The sequence below is a fragment of the Parabacteroides sp. TM07-1AC genome, from assembly GCF_003480915.1.
GTDB lineage: Bacteria > Bacteroidota > Bacteroidia > Bacteroidales > Tannerellaceae > Parabacteroides > Parabacteroides chongii.
Genome location: NZ_QUKD01000006.1, coordinates 124,387 through 142,023 on the forward strand (window position 1 = coordinate 124,387; position 17,637 = coordinate 142,023).

General features: G+C 46.3%; 9 protein-coding genes. 1 reads left to right on the forward strand and 8 read right to left on the reverse strand.

Going from position 1 to position 17,637, the window contains the following annotated elements; genetic code table 11:
• Nucleotides 1–3 precede the first annotated feature (3 nt).
• A complete protein-coding gene (locus tag DXD68_RS13775) occupies nt 4–2,481 on the forward strand; it encodes a PQQ-binding-like beta-propeller repeat protein (RefSeq protein WP_122362142.1) in 2,478 nt (825 codons plus the stop codon).
• Between the two features lie 57 nt (nt 2,482–2,538).
• On the opposite strand, the gene DXD68_RS13780 is transcribed toward DXD68_RS13775, so the two are convergent.
• The 8 genes from DXD68_RS13780 to DXD68_RS13815 form a co-directional block, all read right to left on the reverse strand.
• Nucleotides 2,539–4,704, reverse strand: a complete 2,166-nt coding sequence (locus DXD68_RS13780; protein WP_233577160.1) for a glycoside hydrolase family 3 C-terminal domain-containing protein — start codon at nt 4,702–4,704, stop codon at nt 2,539–2,541.
• Between the two features lie 42 nt (nt 4,705–4,746).
• Entirely contained in the window at nt 4,747–6,012 is a 1,266-nt protein-coding gene (locus DXD68_RS13785) for a glycoside hydrolase family 5 protein (protein ID WP_122362144.1), read from the reverse strand.
• A gap of 5 nt (nt 6,013–6,017) precedes the next feature.
• Nucleotides 6,018–8,270, reverse strand: coding sequence for a beta-glucosidase BglX (gene bglX / locus DXD68_RS13790; RefSeq protein ID WP_122362145.1), 2,253 nt, complete (start codon nt 8,268–8,270; stop codon nt 6,018–6,020).
• 95 nt (nt 8,271–8,365) lie between these two features.
• On the reverse strand, nt 8,366–9,802 hold the full coding sequence (locus DXD68_RS13795; protein ID WP_122362146.1) for a PKD domain-containing protein: 1,437 nt from the start codon (nt 9,800–9,802) through the stop codon (nt 8,366–8,368).
• 33 nt (nt 9,803–9,835) lie between these two features.
• Nucleotides 9,836–11,365 (reverse strand): RagB/SusD family nutrient uptake outer membrane protein, encoded by a 1,530-nt coding sequence (locus DXD68_RS13800; RefSeq protein ID WP_122362147.1) that lies wholly within the window; start codon nt 11,363–11,365, stop codon nt 9,836–9,838.
• Nucleotides 11,366–11,386: 21 nt separating this feature from the next.
• Nucleotides 11,387–14,596 carry a SusC/RagA family TonB-linked outer membrane protein gene (locus DXD68_RS13805; RefSeq protein WP_122362253.1) on the reverse strand — a complete coding sequence of 1,070 codons (3,210 nt, stop codon included), beginning with the start codon at nt 14,594–14,596 and terminating at the stop codon, nt 11,387–11,389.
• A 214-nt stretch (nt 14,597–14,810) separates the two neighbouring features.
• Entirely contained in the window at nt 14,811–16,523 is a 1,713-nt protein-coding gene (locus DXD68_RS13810) for a DUF6377 domain-containing protein (protein WP_122362148.1), read from the reverse strand.
• Between the two features lie 124 nt (nt 16,524–16,647).
• Nucleotides 16,648–17,550 carry an MBL fold metallo-hydrolase gene (locus DXD68_RS13815; RefSeq protein ID WP_122362149.1) on the reverse strand — a complete coding sequence of 301 codons (903 nt, stop codon included), beginning with the start codon at nt 17,548–17,550 and terminating at the stop codon, nt 16,648–16,650.
• Nucleotides 17,551–17,637 lie beyond the last annotated feature (87 nt).

Sequence of the window (17,637 nt, forward strand, 5' to 3'; positions counted from 1 at the left end):
CACATGAAAAAAACATTTCTGAACATCGCCCTGTTAAGCTGCGTGGCATTCTCTGCCAGCGCAGCCTATACTGGACGAGTCTTTGTAGATAAGAACAATAACGGAGTTTTTGATAAGGGAGAGAAACCGATGGCTGGTGTTGCTGTTTCCGACGGACTGAATGTCGTGAAAACGGCTTCCGACGGTTCGTTTTCTTTACCGGGACATCCCCGCGAACGGTTTATCTTTATTACCACTCCTTCAGGATATAAGACGGATAACAAGCATTATATCCGTATCGACGGCGAACAGCGGACGTACGAGTTCGGTTTGCAGCCTTATAGCGGCGGTATTAAAAAAGACGGTAGCCATAAATATGTCCATATCGCCGATACCGAGATTTTCAATACGGAGAATCATGGCGACTGGGTAAATAACGTACGTGACTATGCAGCCAATGAACAGGTTGCTTTTATTATGCACACAGGCGATATCTGCTATGAAAAAGGCTTGAAGGCACATATCCAAATAATGAATACTGCCAATATGGACTGCCCGATGTTTTATGCTATCGGTAACCATGATCTGGTGAAAGGGAAATATGGTGAGGAGCTTTTTGAAAATATCTACGGTCCTGTTTATTATTCTTTCGATGCCGGTAGTACGCACTATATCGTGACTCCGATGGCAGGAGGCGATCATCAACCCGGTTATACGAAGGAAGATGTCTATCGCTGGCTGAAGAACGACCTGGCACAGGTTCCGCAAGGTAAGCCGATCGTTGTTTTCAACCATGACCTGTTGACGTATGGCGACCAGTTCATTTTCGGTATCAACGACCAGGAACAGATCAACCTGAACGAACATAATCTGAAGGCCTGGGTATACGGTCACTGGCATATCAACTATATGAAGAAGCAGGGAGATGTATATTCTATTTCTACGGCAACATTAGATAAAGGTGGTATCGATCACTCGACCAGTGCTTTCCGTGTGCTGCATGTCGATAAGAAAGGTGATTTCACCTCTGAACTTCGTTATACTTATCTGGATAAACAGATTCAGATCGCTTCCCCGGTAGAGGGACAGGTTCCTGTATTGGCTTCGGGTGCCGTGCCTTTGGCTGTGAATGCTTATTCATCGGTAACTCCGGTAAAAGAGATAACTTATACCTGTCTTGTAGATGGTAAAGCCCTGTTCAATAACAAGAAACTGCAACAAGCTACCGATTGGTGCTGGAATGCCGAAGTCCCTTTGACTGCCAAACAGGAGGGAAAGGCTGTTACCTTAAAGATAAAAGCCCGTTTCAATAACGGGGAAACGGCAGAAACAGAAAGTGCCTTTACATATCATGCTGCTCCTGCGGAGGTGAAACTGGGTGGTAACTGGCTGAACCTGTTGGAGAATCCTCAACATGCCGCACCTGCCGGGCCTGCATTGAACCAGCCTTTACAGATGGCCTGGATCAAGAATGTAGGAGCAAATATTTATATGACATCGCCTCTGGTTTATAATGGAAAGATCTATATCGCTTCTGTGGATGAGAACCTGAAAGGGGAGGCTCATGTATATGCCCTCGACGGTAAGACCGGTGAACTGATCTGGAAATATCCGGTGCGCAACTCCATTAAGAATACGATCGTTATAGATAACGGCCAGGTTTTGGCACAGGATGCACAGGGTTATTTGTATGCTATTAATGCCGAGAGCGGTAAACTTAGCTGGGAAAAACAGTTGCCTGTAAACGGTCTGCCCGCTCTGATCGAAGGTCTGGTTGCCTCCGATGGTATTGTTTATGCCGGCACAGGTAAAGGTCTATGTGCTATCGAAACGAAAGACGGTAAAGTGCTTTGGCAGAATAAGGATTGGGGACAGGGAGAAGGAACAACTACAACTTTCTCTGTTGCAGGTGACAAGCTGATCGGCTCATCCCAATGGAATGCCCTTTATGGCAACGACCTGAAGACCGGAGCATTAAAATGGACTGCTAACACCAACGGTCTGCGTAATCGTGGTGCCTCGGCTGCTGTTCATGGTAATTTATTGTATTTGATTTCAGATAAGTCTTTCTTTATCCTGGAAGCTAATACCGGCCGGGTGGTTGTACGTAAGGAGTTACCTTTCAGTGTGGATGTTACCTCTACTCCTTTATTGACGGATAAAGAGATCATCTTCGGCTCTGCTAAAGACGGTCTGATCGCTTTGGATAACGAGACACTGGAACTGAAATGGAAGTTTGCAACCGGCGACGCATTAGTCTTCACTTCTCCTTATTCCCGTAAACCGGCTGCCACCATTGAAACCAGTCCGGTACTGGCAGGAAATACAGTCTATGCAGGTGCTTCCGACGGAACTATCTACGGAGTGAATAAAGAAGACGGGAAACTGGTGTGGAAACATGCGACAGGTGCTCCGGTATTCGGCTCGGTAACTGTTTCAGGCAATGCACTGATTGCTGTCGACTTCGGTGGCAATGTGTATACTTTTGTGGCAGGAAATTGATATTATATCTTTGATAAAATAAGAAGAGGGAAGCTTAACAAACTTCCCTCTTCTTGTCTATTTTAATTCAAACACAACTTTTCCCCGAATATCGGTCGAGGAAGCTCCCACTAATGTCTCGAACTGTCCCGGTTCGGCAATCCATTCGTGCTTACCGTCGTCAAAGAAACTCAGTGCATCCGTACCGATGGTGAAAGATACCTGTTTTACTTCTCCCGGCTGTAGGTAAACCTTTTGGAAACCTTTCAGCTCCTTAATGGGGCGGGGGAGCGATGATTTCTTGTCGCTGATATAAAGCTGTACGACTTCCGCCCCTTCGCGGTCACCTGTATTTTTTACGGTCAGGGTGAACGTGATAGGTTCGTCTTTTACAATCGCTTTCTTATCGGCTGTTACTTTTCCGTATTCGAATGTCGTGTAACTCAGGCCATGGCCAAAGCTGAAAAGCGGCCGGGTTTTCTGTTTGTCCGCCCAACGGTAGCCGACGAAGATACTTTCGTTGTACTTCTCGTCTACCAGGTTGCTGCCGTCGTTTCTGGGAGTACCCGGATATTCGCCCAACTGGTGTGCACCTACATCCTGTAAAGAGACAGGGAAAGTGAACGGCAGCTTACCGGATGGATTTACATCTCCCAGCAATACCGAAGCAATAGCATTCCCCGCTTCCGAGCCCAGATACCACGCCTGTACGATGGCCGGAACTTCTTTCACCCATGGCATGGCGATGGCATTCCCGGAAATATTAACCATGATCAGATTTTTGTTCGCCTGAGCCAGGGCAGCTATTACCTGATCCTGCCCGTAAGATAGACCCAGTTCCTTGCGGTCTGCATCCTCACAGTCCTGATGCGCACTCTTGTTCAGACCGCCGATAAAGATCACATAGTCGGCCTCCCTGGCTACAGCCACGGCTTCGGCTATCAATTCCTCCGGCGAACGGCTGTCTTCCAGATCCTGTCCGGACTTTACTCCATTGTATTCACCACTCGGATCGCCTACATAACCACGTGCATAAACGACTTCGGCTTTGTCGCCCACTCGCCTGCGGATACCATCCAGCGGAGAGAGTTCGTATTTCACTTTCAGGGAAGAAGAACCACCGCCTACGGTCATCATCTTGACGGCATTTTCACCGATAACGGCTATTTTCTTTGCGCGGTTCAGGTCGATAGGAAGTACATTATTCTTGTTCTGCAATAAGACGATACCTTCTTCGCCGATTTGGCGGGCTGCGGCAAAATGTGCATCCGAGCAAAGTGAGCCGTAAGGACGGTTTCTATCCATATTCGTGCGATAAGCCAAGCGAAGGATACGTCTAACCTTATCATCCAGTTCTTTTGTGCCGACTTTACCTTCCCGGATCAACTGAAGATAGGGGTCTGCCAGGTAATAATTATCGTAAGCGTTACTTGCCCCGTTGGATAATCCGTTGGTCCAGCTACCGAACTCCATATCGAGTCCGTTGGTTATGGCTTGTTGTGTATTATAAACGCCTCCCCAGTCGGAAATGACAACGCCGTCGAAACCCCATTCGCCTTTCAGGATATCATTCAACAGATACTGATTATGGCAACCGTGCTGGTCTTTGTATAGGTTGTAAGAACCCATGATTGCCCAGGCTTTCCCTTCCTGGACAGCGGCTTTGAAAGCGGGCAGATAGATTTCATACAGGGCACGGTCGTCTACAATGACGTTGGTTGTATGGCGGTTTACTTCCTGGTTATTCAGTGCATAATGTTTTACACAGGCAGCCACGCCATTTTGTTGAACGCCTTGTACATAGGGAACTACCATTTTTCCGGCCAGATAAGGGTCTTCGCCCATATATTCGAAGTTACGTCCGTTCAAGGGTGAGCGATAGATGTTTACGCCGGGGCCCAATAATACTGTTTTGTTACGGTAGCGGGCTTCTTCCCCGATACTCTTTCCATACAATAAAGCTATTTTCGGATTCCAGGTAGCAGCCAGGCAGGTCAGTGCCGGGAAAGCCACGCAAGAGTCGTTGGTCCATCCGGCTTGCTCCCATTCATCCCATAAAACTTCGGGACGAATACCGTGAGGGCCATCGGTCATCCAAAATTCAGGAATACCCAGACGAGCCACTCCCGGCGAACAAAACTTGGATTGCGCGTGTGTCAATGCCACTTTCTCTTCGAGTGTCAGGCGCGATAAGGCGTCTTCCACCGGATCGCTTTGTTGTGCCTGGGCAAATGTAGGAAGCATCAACAGGGAGCAAGCAATATACTTAATCAGTTTCATATCGTTTTATTGTGCTTTTAAACTTAGTGAGCGGATATATTCTTTCTGAATGATACAGTTTTGTAACCGGCTGTTCTCTATAAATTCCATCAGGGCCGCTTTAGCCTCTTCCTGATCCGGACGAGCTTCGCGTATCTCCTGATAAGTACCCCGGGGAGCTTCCGAGAAAGCAACGATACGGTCCCAATTCTCAGGAGTTTTAATACCGGCGAAAGAGGACTCATCGATCTTTTTATAAGGCCAGAAGGTCCAGCCGATATTGTTTTCCTGCATGACGTGGCAGAAAGCATTTTGCCAGGCTGTCGTGTTGTGTCCGATCTCTCCCATGTACATGGGCAGGTTCACGCGGTCGCGGAAATCGATGATCTCCTGGATAGCGGCTTTTGTCGCTTCTCCGCCGTAACGGTGGCAGGTGTACATGATCTTATCGTCGAAGGTGGAATCGGTGAACGGGCGGAAATTGCCGTTCCACTGGGCACCGCCCAGCAAGATGATATGGTTGGTATCCACTTCACGGATAGCGGCTGTAGCCCGTTTGTATAACGGTTCCAATTTGCCGTTTAGTTCTTCCATATTACTGAAATAGGGGGCGATAGGCTCGTTAATCAATTCGTAACCCAGGATTACGGGTTCATTCTTATAATACGTTGCGATCTTCTTCCAGATGTCGCAGAACTGTTGCTGGCTGGCTTCGCTTTCAAAGAGCCAGGGATAACCGTAGCTGTCGTCGATGTTATCGCCGGTCTGTCCGCCCGGTGCATCGTGCATATCGAGGATCAGGTATAACCCGGTCTCCCGACACCAGCTGACCACACTATCTATGCGGGCGAATCCATCCTGGTTGGAAGTCAGTCCCATATAATCTTCATCGGTGAAGAGTTTGTAATGGAAAGGTAGACGGATGGTGTTGGCTCCTGTCCCGGCAATGAACCGTACGTCGTCGCGGGTGATGTAATTGTCTTTGAAAGCCTTCCAGAACTCAGCGGTAAAGTCGGGGCCGACCATTTCACACAGCATTTGGTTGATACGTCCCGGTGAGTTCGTTTTGCTGAAGCCGAACATATAACCTTCGGGGTTCAGCCAGTTCCCGAGATTGGTTCCCTGGATGAAGAATTTCTGTCCTTTGGGAGTGACCAGGCCGGTACCGGAGATACGCATAAATGCTTCCGGGGGCATATCGGTCGTATCCGTACCTGCTGTTGCTGCGTCCTGCCGGCATCCGGTAAAGGATACCAGCAGAAGCAGGATCATTAAATATATATTCTTTTTCATATCTGTTATTCTACTGTGAATGTTGTTTGTAATCCTTCTGCACTGTTGGGGCCGACCCAGAGGTTGAACTCGCCCGGCTCTACTACTTTCTGCATATCTATGTTCCAGAATGCCAGTTCTTTGACCGGGAGAGAAAAGGTGACGGTTTTCTTTTCACCCTGCTTCAGGGAAACGCGTTGGAAACCTTTCAGTTCTTTGACCGGACGGGTAACAGAGCCGAAGATGTCCTGTACGTACAATTGTACTACTTCTGTTCCGTCGTATTTACCGGTGTTAGTCAGGTCGAAACTGATTTCCAGTGTTCCGTTGGCAGCCAACTTATCGGTTGGCAGTTGCAGGTTGTCGTATCCGAATGTGGTGTACGACAATCCGTAACCGAAGGGGAACAGAGGATCGAAACCGGCATCCATATAGAAAGAGGTACAGCCCAGTGAGGTCTGTCCGGCTTCCAGCGGAATAGCGTCGATCAGTGTTTCCTGGCGGGAAGCGGGGCGGCCTGTATTGTTATGGGCATAGTAAACGGGTATTTGTCCTACCATCTTCGGGAAGGTAACCGGCGTTTTACCGCTCGGAGCCACTTTACCGAAAAGCAGGTCGGCAATAGCCGGACCACCCATAGTTCCCGGATGGAAAGCGTAGAGAACGGCATCCGACTGGTTTACTTCCTGCTCGATCGTCAGCGGACGACCTGCCATGATAACCGTTACGAGGGGTTTCCCTGTCTTTGTCAGGGCGGTAATCAGTTCGCTTTGCGCTCCCTGCAGGTGTAAATCTGCTAAAGAATGGGCTTCCCCCGAGAGGATAGACTCTTCCCCGACGCATACCAGTACGGCGTCCGCACGTGTGGCGGCACTTACGGCTTTGGTGATATTGCCTGTGTTCTTGTCGCGGCTGTAACCTAATCCGGGTTCGTAGATAAACTGTACCTTGTCGCCATACATCTCTTTCAAGGCTGCCAGTACGGTTTGGGTATGTGCTTTTTCTCCGTCGAATACCCAGGTTCCCATCTGGTCGTGAGGGGCATCCGCCAACGGACCTACGACCGCAATGGTACGGATCTTATCGGTGAAAGGTAAGGTCTCCCGGTCGTTCTTTAACAGGATAACCGATTGCTCTGCTGCTTCTTTGGCTTTGGCGAGGTGTTCAGGTGCATATTTTACATGTTGGTCTGTGTTTACATAAGGATTATCGAACAGTCCCAGACGGAACTTAAGACGAAGGATGTTGCGTACCGCATTGTTGATAGCCGCTTCCGATATCTTCCCTTCTTTTACAAGTTCTTCCAGGTGGCGGATAAAGGTACCGCTGACCATTTCCATATCGATGCCGGCATCAACCGATTTCAAGGCAGCTTCCTTTTCGTCTTTGCAGAAGCCGTGGGAAATCATTTCGGCTGTCGAAGCCCAGTCGGTAACGACCATACCATCGTATTTCCATTCATCGCGCAATACATCTTTCAGGATAAAGCTATTCCCTGTCGAAGGAATACCGTCATTATCGTTGAAAGAGGTCATAAAGGTGGCACATCCGGCTTTTGCCGCCGCTTCGAACGGAGGAAAATAGACGTTACGTAGCTGGCGTTCGGGGATGAATGTCGAATTGTAATCGCGTCCTCCTTCTGCTGCTCCGTAGCCGATAAAGTGTTTGGCACAGGCTGCAATGGAGGTCGGATCGTTCAGGGAATCGCCCTGAAACCCTTTTACCATGGCTACACCCATGACGGAACTTAGATACGGATCTTCACCACAACTCTCTGCGATTCGTCCCCAGCGGGGATCGCGTGAGATATCGATCATCGGGGCAAACGTCCAGCGGATACCGTCGGCAGATGCTTCGATAGCGGCTACGCGGGCACCGTCCTGCACGATCTGAGGATTGAAAGTAGCGGCCTGTCCCAGGGGTATTGGGAATATTGTTTTATATCCGTGAATGACATCACGCGACATCAACAGGGGGATACCCAGCCGGGATTCTTCCACCGCTACTTTTTGGATTTGATTGACAATGGCCGGATCTGTAATGTTCAGTAAGGAGCCTACTTCTCCGTTGCGGATTTGTCCGGCAATCTCTTCCGGGGGGCCGAACGGGCTCAGTTGGTTCATCTGTCCGATTTTCTCCTGCAAAGTCATTTTCCCGAGCAATGCTTCCACTTGTTTTTCAACAGCGTCTCCTTTCCCTGATCCGGCAGGCTGGCTACATGCCATCATGGAGAGAGCCAGTAATCCGGCATAGAAGATATTTAATTTGTATGTTTTCATGGTGGTTATTATGTGATTGAGTGTTTCATCTTCCCGTTTTGAATGAGTAGATAGAGAGCTGCTGTATTGCCAACTCTCTATCTGTTGTTTGTTTCTTATTTATTGAAAGAGAAATCATCGAAGAAGAAGATTCCCGGGGCGGCATGGCCTTCTGCACCGAACTGGATAACAATCTTGTTATAATCGGTACGGTCTTTTACCGTGCTGAAATCAAATTCGAGTTCGATCCATTTATCGGTCTCCAGATTTGCTTTTACAATTTCAGTCTGGCTTTCCCATGCATTATCGCCAGCTTCGGTGTTCTGCAATTTGACAGTAACCTGTTTCTGCAGCTTATTGACTGTGATCCAATCGCCTGCAACAGCTGCGGCAGTCGTATAATCGTTGTAAGACGGAATATATACTTTCATACGGATCTTGTTATTTTCCGACAGGTCGAACTTAGTATCTTCCGATACCCATGAGATATTGGAGTAGAACTCTTCCGATTTCTGATAGAGATATACTTTTTTAGACGTATTGATGCCGACCGGTGCCGGATTCGAGTAGACAGGGCCCATATCTCCCATCTTTTCAGGGATGAATTCTACGGATAATTTATCTTTCTCAAAATCTTCAACCAATGTAACAGGTTTAATTTCCACTTCGGGTTTTACGTTCTTTTCTTTCGGAATGAAACGATACCACCAACCATTACCGCTTTCAACGGTACTGGTGCATTTCAGATACAGTTCGTCGTCTGTCAGGCTCAGGATCTCGTAAGTGGATGTTCCTGCATAATGGCCGAAGAAAGCACCGTTGTTCAGTGTGATTGTCTTACCCGTTTCATTCAATGTAAAAGTATATGCGTCTTTAGGTTCATACTTTACGTCAAAGTCTCCGGCGGGGGGAACAACAGCTGTACCTCCCAATGCGTTTTTACCCGCTTCGTTCGTATAGATATACCCATTGTTTTTCCAGATCATTTTTACTCCCACCTGGATAAATGTAAACTCCTGGGTATAAAGACTCGATTCCAGTTTGCCGTTGGCCGGGCATGACCACCATGAAGGCGCTTCGTCCGTACTCGGTCCGACTCCGAAGTGTCCGCTATGATATTGGTCGAATACCCAGGTTTTACCTTGCAGATTTTCGGCACCTCCTGTCAGGGCGTTGTACATAGGAGTGTTCAATAGGGACATATCGTCCTGTGCAACCGTGACTTCCTTTGTGATCGTTGCCGATCCTCCGGTAGTATACATGGTCATCGAGATCACATAAGTTCCTTTAAACGGATATTTCGCATCTGCCGTTTCTCCTTTGGCGGTCGATCCGTCTCCCATATCCCAGGTGACGACACCTTTTATGCTCGATTCATTTTTCAGTGCGATCACGTTCGGTTGTTCACTTTTCGGTGTGGCGGAGAAAGCGAGCTGGCTTTCTTCGGGCATTGCACCCAATGAATGGTCGTCATTGTCTTGCGGGTCGCAAGAGGTCATGGCCAAAATGGCCATTAGGACGATGATTCCTGATTTGAATATATTTCTTATCATATTATTGTCTGTTTTATCGTATTAGCCATTCGGTTATTTCCAGTTACCGTTTTGTTTCAATTCGAATTCGGTTCCCAGCGTCTTTGTCATTTCTCCCTGAGGAATAGGAAGATATTTCATCCATTCTTCAAAGGTACGGACAGAGTTGAACTCGGAATTGTTTTCTGTCAGCACACTCGGAGCATCTCCCCAGCGAACCAGATCCCAGAAGCGCATTCCTTCACCCAGAAATTCTTTACGACGTTCGTTCTTGATATTCTGTGCTGTGATAGCGATCGGTTTGTCGGTTCCGAAGGCACGGCGACGTATCTGGTTGAAACATTCATCTGCACTTACACCCTGAGCTTCGGGAGCACCTCCCATCTTCACCAATTCCACATAGTTCAACAGTGTTTCGGCATAACGGAAAATACGCAGGTTATTACAGTAATTCAGATCCTGGTCGCCTGGAGGAGGGTTATATCCTTCTCGGGCAGCATATTTACGCTGGAACAGGCCTGTATCCTGGAAACGTTTTGAATAACTGCCTTCGCGCCAGTCGTTGATAGAGGCATCACGACGCAGGTCACCTTCTTCGTACATCTGGTAAGCGGACAAACGGACAGGAGCAAATCCCCAGCCTCCTTTGAACACTCCGTCAGGATCTTTCAGTTCATTCGGAGAGATAAATGCCGGTAAGTTCGTACCATATCCCTGCCAGCCTGTATCCCAGGTTTTACCTTCCGGCAACTGGTTGCTTTCAAAGATGGATTCTTTGCAGAATTCATTTTCGTCCAACCACATGGCATCGAAATCGTCCATCAGTTCGTAATCGCCGCTTTTGATGATCGTGGCCATATCGTTGGCTACTTCGGCATATTTAGACTGATCTTTCTGATACATCACTACGCGTGCTTTCAACATCAGGGCGGCAGCTCTGTTGGCACGTCCCAGGTTGGCTCCGCTGACTTTCATCGGCATACCTTCTCCGCAGGCTATTTCCAGGTCGGCCATTATTTTTTGGTATATTTCGTCCGCACTCATCTGAGGAGCCAGGTAAGGATCGTCCAGCGGAGCTTCGAAGTAAGGAATATTTCCCCAGAATTTCCATAACAGATGCGTATAATAAGCACGCAGGAAATGGGATTCTGCCGTATACTGGGCTACTTTTTCTTCCGTCACATTCACTGCATTCTTACAGGCAATAACTGCATTGTTCGCGCGTGCCAGGCCGGTAAAATAGATACTCCACAATCCGTCGAGAGTTTCTGCCGCACTGGAACTGAATTGCGACAGTACATATAATTGATGCTGGTCGCCGGCATCGCCTCCCCCTTTGAACAAGTCGTCGGAACGCAGGTCGGACATAAGTAACACAGCATTATAATTGTTGTTTGCATAGCTGTCAAACATCAGGATCTGATAAGCCGAACCCAAACTGGACAGGATCGTTCCTTCGGTTGCGGCTGCACCGGCTTCCGGCTTTTCTGTCGGCCCGGCTGTCAGGAAATCGTCTCCACAGGAAGTGGTCATGACGGCAGTTGCCAAAAGAGATGCAAAAGCGAATAATTTATATCTTTTCATAATGATAAATACGTTTAAATGTTAGAAAGTGATATTAGCTCCTAAAGAGATCGTTCTTGATTGCGGATAGATACCTTTATCCACGCCGATCGTAGTATAATTGCCGGAGGCCAGTTCCGGGTCGAAACCGTCGTAACCGGTGAATGTGAACAGGTTCTCTGCCGATACATATACTCTTAGTCTTTGTATGGACGCTTTCTTAGTCCATATAGTAGGCAGGGTATATCCCAGCTGGGCTGTTTTCAGGCGAACATAAGATCCGTTCTTTACATACAGGTCGGAAGAACGCCAGTTTCCGTTCGGGTTCTGGGCTGTCATGCGGGGGATAGAGTTGGAAGAACCTTCACCCATCCATCTGTCGAGTATCCATGTCGGACGGTTCATTGCCGGGATATCGCCACGTTGTGCGAAGTCGAATATATCGTTTCCGAAAGTTCCCTGGAAGAAGAGATTCAGGTCGAATCCTTTCCAGTCTGCGCCCAGTGTCAAACCGAATGTCCAGTCGGGCATCCCTTTACCGATCTTTGTTCTGTCGGTATCGTCTACCACTCCGTCTTTATTCGTATCCACGAAGCGAACGTCACCGGGTTGTGCCTTCGGCTGTAAGAGTTCGCCTTTATCGTTCGTATAAGTATTTACTTCGTCCCAGGTCTGGAAGATACCATCCGTTTTCATCCCGTAGAAATAAGGCCAGACATCCCCGTTGGTTGCCCGTACATATTCACCTACTCCGGATGCACCGGCACTTTCGTAAGTTGCCAGACCGGAAGCATTACCCAGGTCGATCAGCTTGTTTTTCAGGTAAGAAGCGTTGGCGCTGATTGAATAGTTGAAATCTTTGACAGAAGACTTCCAGCCCAGTTCGAATTCAAGTCCCCAGTTCTGCATTTTTCCGGCATTACTCATCGGAGCACTTTGTCCTACGTAGCTTGGGATCGGTTTGTCCATTAACATTCCGTTTGTTTTCTTCTTGAAATAGTCGAAACCGAAATTCAAACCGTTATTGAAGAAGCGGGCATCGAAACCGAGGTCGATCTGTTCCGACTCTTCCCATTTGATATTAGGATTGGCAATAGCTGCCGGTGAAGAACCGTATTGCATTGTTCCGGTTTTACCGTTATCTTTTACGCTGTAACCTCCACCGAAATAGTAGTTTTGTCCGCCATCCATTAGGGCTGTATAACGGAAGTTACCGATATTTTCGTTACCGTTCTTACCCCAGCTGAAACGTACCTTCATAGAATTGAATACGTCGCTCTGGAATTGTCGCATATAAGGTTCGTTCAACACATTCCAACCGACAGACAATGCCGGGAATGTAGCCCATTTATGATTGGGTCCGAAGCGGGAAGAACCGTCGCGGCGCATTGTGAATTGCAACATATAACGTTCGTCGTAGTTATAATCGATACGGCCGAAATAAGAAGCCAGGGCAGTAAAGTTGTAACCATCCGTGCCACCCCATGTACGTTCGTCGTCGCGGCTGCCGGTAGCAGAGTTGATATTAGCCTTGTTCGGGTCTGTTTCAAGCAGGTCGTAGTCGCTGCCACCCAGTTTACGAACTGAGTATTTTTGTGCAGACTGTCCTAAAACGACTGTCAGGTTGTTCTTTTCAAAGAATGTTTTATTGTAGGTCAATACGTTTTCTACCTGCCATCTGTAGCCACGGTTCATTTCGCTTTGTACCCAGCTCTGTTCGTTTTTCTTCATGGAGCCCATATAATATTCGAAACCATATCCGTCGGCACCCCAGAATGCCAGGTCGGCACCATAGCTGCTTTTGAACTTCAGTCCGGGAAGTACATCCAGTTCAGCCCAGAAAGAGCCGACGAACTTGTCTTCATTATTTTTTGTTACGGAAGGAGCATTCAACTGGGCAACCGGGTTGGCCAATTCCTGATAACCGGAAGGCGGCAAAGAAAATACACGTCCGTTTTTGTCTACGACAGCTGTCGGATATTTTGCCAGGATTTCAGCCGATTCTTTTTCATTAGCATAAACAGGAACCAGGGGAGAGAACGTGATGGCACTACCCAGGATAGAACCGTATTCCGAGTTGGATTCGACAGTAGAATTCGTACCTCTCGAGTAACCGATATTGACACCTACCTTCAGTTTGTTGAGGAATTTACGGTCTTGTGCTTCAAACACTTCGTAGGTAGAGTTAGAACGAAGGCTCCAGCGGTCGTAGTTTGATTTACCGTAGTCACCGCCGACGATACCTTCCTGATTGAAGTAACCTAAAGAAAGGAAATATTGCATTTTGTCGCTACCGCCGTTAATACTTACCTGATGTTGCTGAACCGGAGCGTCATAGTTGAAAGTGGCATCCTGCCAGTCGGTTCCGTTACCTGCGGAAGCAATTTCTTCCTGCGAGTAAAGAGGGGCGTTTCCGTCGTTCACCTGTGCTTCGTTCATAATAGTCATGTATTCGCGTGCGTTCAGGACTGCTTTCTTTTTCCAGGGATTCTGCCATCCGTAGCTGAAATCGTAGTTGATCGTCGCTTTACCGCTTTTACCGCTCTTGGTCGTTACAAGTACAACACCATTGGCTGCGCGGGCTCCGTAAATAGCTGCCGATGCAGCATCCTTCAGGATCTCGACAGATTGGATATCCACCGGGTTCAGGTAGTTGATACCACCGTCTACCGGCATACCGTCTACGATATATAACGGATCGCTGTTGTTGACCGTTCCGATACCGCGGATGCGCACTTTAGAGTCTGATCCCGGCTGGCCGGAACTTTGTGTGATCTGTACGCCGGAAACTTTTCCTTTCAGCGCATCTTCCACACGGGAAGGTTTGGCTGCATTCAGTTCGTCGGCTGTTACACGGCTGATAGCCGCTGTTACCACACTCTTTTTCTGAACACCATAACCCACAACGACAATTTCGTCCAGTGCCTGGCTGTCTTCTGCCAGTGTTATGATTAACGGTTTGTTATCAGAAATTTTCACCAGTTGGGGTGTATAACCGATAAAAGAGATTTCCAGGACGGAGCTTTGCTCAACGTCAGGAATAGAGAACATACCATCCAGGTCTGTAATGGTCCCGTTGGTCGTTCCTTTTATAATAACATTTGCACCGATGACTGGTTCGCCCTGAGTGTCTTTTACTTGTCCACTGATCGTGAACTTCTGGGCGAATGCAAGTGTCGGGAATAATAATAACAGGCATAAGATGGGGATGATACCTCCATAATACCTCCGTTTAAATAAAATGTTCTTCATAAGATAAATACATTTTAAAGTTAACATACTAATCGTTTTTTACTTTTATTGTATTTGCAAAAGTAAAGTGTGGTTCGTGGGCTTCAATAGTCTGGTAAACAGCAGAAGTAAGTCGTGGTATTTATTATATTATTGATAAATAGCATTTTATGGATTTTATGAGCCTGTAAAAAGTAAGTTATTTTATCAGGTTAAGGAGGCTTTCAAGTTTGTTTTAGCGCTCTATTTTTCCTAAAGATTTTACAATTTCTGCAAAATGTTCTTTGGGTACGATTGCTTTGCTGCGTGTTTTCAGCCGGTTGTTATAGACTGTCTGGGCAGAGCAATGGAGGAATTCGGCTATTTTTACACTGTCGCTGATTCCCAGACGGACCAATGCATAGATACGTAGTTCGGTATTTAATAATTCTCCTTCTTTAGGTATGATCTGTTTATCCGGTTCGAGCAATGCATTAAAGTCGGAAACAAAGTCCGGATAGATATGCAGGAAGATGGCGTCGAAATTGCGGTAAAATTCTTTTAGTTCATTGGAAGCCATTGAAGAACTATCCGTCATCTTTTTCACTTCGTCTATCATACCGGTTTTGATCTTCCGGTTTATATTTTTCCTGTATTCATCGAGTTTACTGATATAGTTTGAACATATATTGAATACATAACCGATATATTCTTCTTTGACATAGTTTGATTCCGTCAGTTTATTGTTGGTTTCCAATAATTGTTCGTTCAATGATTGGAGCTGATTATTCACTTCAGCCAGTTGTTCATGAGCCTGCTCCAGTTCTTCGACATGTTTATTCAGGCTCTGGTTGGCTTTGTTCAGTTTCTTTCGTGACTCTTTCAGCCGTTTCATTTGTAATCCGATGAAGAATATGGCTGCAAGCAGAACCAACAATAACGTACTTACAATGAATAGATAGCGGCGTAAATCGGCTTCCTGTTTTTTATTTCTTTGTTCATAGGTTTTATGGATGGCGTCCAATGCAGAGGAAATACCGATCATACGTATCCTGTTTTTATATAGCTGTGCACATCCGAGGCAATAATTGAGATAAGAATAGGCGCGGTCTATGGCACCTCTTTCTAAAAGGGTTTTTCCCAGTTCTTCCAATGATGCGATATCATGATTTGCCGACCGGATATCAGCCATGGCTGATAAGATGAGGTAACGAAGATATTCCTCTTCGTTACCTTCGTCTCTATTCATTATTGCTAAAATATATGCATTCATGGCCTCCTTTCTGGAATCGAACGAAGCAGAAGCAAGCGATAATCTCAACTGTTCTTTTGCCTCTTCTGCCATAGGAGTTCCGTTATACTGCCATCCTTTGTACCATAAATAATAGGGATGATTATCCGGTATACTGGAAAAAATAGAATCCCGGTATATCTTTTCCTGGGCATAATAAAGTATACTTTGCTGGGAATCTTCCCCGGAATATTGGCCGTAATGCGAATAAAGATACATCATCTGTCCGTAATAATCCGTTTTGGCATAAGATGACAGATTATCTACATTTATCTCATTCAAAGCATCCAGTGCTTCTTTCAGGAATCCGGTAGCCGATAATATAAAAGATTGTTCGATATTCCATTGTGCGATCCACTGTGGATTGTTCAGTTTTCGGGCGATATTCAGGTTTTTATGTATGTAACTTAATGCCGAATCGCTGTCGTATACCATAAATTCTTCATAGAACAGTTTATTCATCCAGTATTGCTCTTCTTCCGTCTGAACTTTCTGTTCCATTTTTCTCAGTTCTTCGATCCGTTTCTCTTTGGCAACGACAAAAGTCTCTTTTTCAGCAAGAAGCGAGTCAAGGCTTTGCAGCATTTTTTCGATGTTTTCGGATACTGATTGCCCGTTGGCATATCCTGAACAAACGAATGAAGGAATGATAAATAATAGTATTATCCTGATATACATTGTTGTCTGATTTAAGGTTTACGGATCAAAGATAAAAAAAGAGGATGACTTTATCCTCTTTATTTGTTTTTTAGTTACTTTTTCGTTAGATTATATGTGTACTCCCATGAAACAGATGGATACGCTATTTTAGTTTTGATAAAAACCTGTATCCTCCGGAAATTTCATCTTTCACAATCTTTCCCGGCTGTGGAACCGGAACATGCATCCCTATTACAGTGATGTCCTTGTCGGCTAGGTATTCCAACACTTTGAGGCGTGTTTCCCGTGCCATGTCGGGATCGACGTCATAGGTGATAGATATCTCGGGGTGTGGCATCTGTATAGCTAGGGCATGTGTCAGGTCTCCCCATACCAGTAGCTTTTCGCCGCCGTCGGAGATGAGATACATTATGTGTCCCGGGGTATGTCCGTAGGCCTCTATCGGGAAGATGCCGTCACCGTAATCCCCGTCGAGCGCAAGAGCTTGTACTGTTTTGACTTTCGTACCGTATTGCTCCTTTATCTTCTGCACTGTATGGAAATTTTTGCGCTGGTCGGGCGGGAATTTGTTCATTTCTACATTACTGCTCCAATAAGCCAGTTCTTTGTCGCCTACGGCTATCGATGAGTTTACGAAAATAGGATTTCCATCCAACAGCATTCCTCCTACATGGTCTCCATGCATATGTGTCAATAGTATTTGGTCTACATCCTGGTATTCAACACCAAGGTTCTTCATTTGCTCGAAAATTTTCCATCCGTAGCCGGTATCTATGAGCCATACTTTGCCTTTCCCTTTTATCAATACAACGTTTGTTGCGATCGGGAAGGTTCCGTTTGGAGCATATTTAGCTGTTATATCTGCCGGCGCGTCTATCAATAAGTCCGTCTCCGCATCTCCTGAACCTTCGGTAAATACAAACACTTCATAATCTCCCACTTTATAACCAGTGTTTAGTTCGGTTGTCAATTCTTGCGAATATCCATTAAAACTGATACACAAAAAAGTAATAAGGATAGAAAATAAATAAGATAAAGTTCTCATATTCGTAGTTTTATATTATTTGAATATCTCTACATATTTTTTTAAGATATAGATCCGTCCATGTTTTCCACCTGTAATCTCTTTTAA

Excerpts from the sequence above, each read along its gene's own strand:
- DXD68_RS13785 (WP_122362144.1), bottom strand. The coding sequence starts at position 6,012 with ATGAAAAAGAATATATATTTAATGATCCTGCTTCTGCTGGTATCCTTT.
- DXD68_RS13805 (WP_122362253.1), bottom strand. The coding sequence starts at position 14,596 with ATGAAGAACATTTTATTTAAACGGAGGTATTATGGAGGTATCATCCCC.
- DXD68_RS13815 (WP_122362149.1), bottom strand. The coding sequence starts at position 17,550 with ATGAGAACTTTATCTTATTTATTTTCTATCCTTATTACTTTTTTGTGT.
- DXD68_RS13800 (WP_122362147.1), bottom strand. The coding sequence starts at position 11,365 with ATGAAAAGATATAAATTATTCGCTTTTGCATCTCTTTTGGCAACTGCC.
- bglX (WP_122362145.1), bottom strand. The coding sequence starts at position 8,270 with ATGAAAACATACAAATTAAATATCTTCTATGCCGGATTACTGGCTCTC.
- DXD68_RS13795 (WP_122362146.1), bottom strand. The coding sequence starts at position 9,802 with ATGATAAGAAATATATTCAAATCAGGAATCATCGTCCTAATGGCCATT.
- DXD68_RS13775 (WP_122362142.1), top strand. The coding sequence starts at position 4 with ATGAAAAAAACATTTCTGAACATCGCCCTGTTAAGCTGCGTGGCATTC.
- DXD68_RS13780 (WP_233577160.1), bottom strand. The coding sequence starts at position 4,704 with ATGCTTCCTACATTTGCCCAGGCACAACAAAGCGATCCGGTGGAAGAC.
- DXD68_RS13810 (WP_122362148.1), bottom strand. The coding sequence starts at position 16,523 with ATGTATATCAGGATAATACTATTATTTATCATTCCTTCATTCGTTTGT.